Source organism: Microcystis sp. M53598_WE2, from assembly GCF_030067735.1.
Taxonomy (GTDB): Bacteria; Cyanobacteriota; Cyanobacteriia; order Cyanobacteriales; family Microcystaceae; genus Microcystis; species Microcystis aeruginosa.
Genome location: NZ_JASJFE010000932.1, coordinates 1 through 1,130 on the forward strand (window position 1 = coordinate 1; position 1,130 = coordinate 1,130).

At 31.9% G+C, this 1,130-nt stretch carries 2 protein-coding genes; both read left to right on the plus strand.

Annotated features, from left to right (window positions below; genetic code table 11):
- Positions 1 to 789: AAA family ATPase (locus PX636_RS18990; RefSeq protein WP_288118305.1), on the plus strand; the 789-nt coding region annotated here is incomplete at its 5' end.
- On the plus strand, positions 786 to 1,130 hold a 345-nt coding region (locus PX636_RS18995; RefSeq protein ID WP_288118307.1), incomplete at its 3' end, for a hypothetical protein. The genes PX636_RS18990 and PX636_RS18995, both read left to right, overlap by 4 nt.

Genomic DNA, 1,130 nt, shown 5'->3' on the forward strand with positions numbered 1-1,130 from the left:
AGGGCAGAATGTACTATTAACTTTTCCCTAGAGCAAATGCTGAAAATTAGTTTTTATAAGAGTTCCCAATCTGTGCATATTATCGAGAATAAAAATTATGAGCAATACCAACAAACTCCAGTTTTTATTCCTGCTCAAGAATCTTTATCTTTTATGGAGGGAATGCTTAGTCTCTACGATAGGTATCAAATGACTTTTGATGAAACCTATCGAGATCTATGGTCACTGCTAGATTTACCTGTTATCCGGTCTGAAAATCTTCAGGAAAAATCTAAATGGGCGATGGAAGAAATTAAAAATATTTGTGGGGGAAAATTTATCTTTTATGGAGGAGGTAGGGTAAATTTTAAAGTCAAAAATATAGAATATTCTGTTAATGCAATCGCTGAAGGTTTTCGCAAGATGGGAGTATTATCTAGGTTATTAGAAACGGGTGCAATTCAACCGGGGATGAGTGGGACATTATTCTGGGATGAACCGGAAGGAAATATTAACCCTAAATTAATGAGGCTATTGGTAGAAATTTTACTAGAATTATCTCGTAATGGTCAACAAGTTATAGTGGCTACTCATGATTATGTTTTTTTAAAATGGTTTGATTTACTAATTGATGAAAAGAAAGATGATAAGATTACTTATCATAGTCTTTATCGGGAGCAGGAAAATAATCAATTAAGGGTTAATAGCACCCATGAATATCTAGAAATTTACCCGAACCCAATTGATGAAGCTTTTGAGGCTTTAATCAATAATGAAATAGATAAAACTATGGGAGTTTTGGGGAAATGAAAATTGAATGTGATGGCTTTGAGTTTGATTTTTCTAATGCTTTAGATGTTTTTATTTTTGATGAAAAAGAAACCAATAAACTTCATTATCATGGGTTAAGTCATGCGATGAAAGCAGTAGATATTATCGTTGAGTTGACCGATTTTTATTTGTTTATTGAAGTTAAAAATTTCCATAAACCCGAACAGTATCAAGACTCTAGCTATTTTAATAATTTGCGAGAAACTCTTAAACATAAATATCGAGATTCTTGGTTATATCGTTGGTGTGAAAATAAAATTGATAAACCGATTAAATATCTCTGTTTACTCGAATTAGATACTCCTCTTTTATCTCGTATG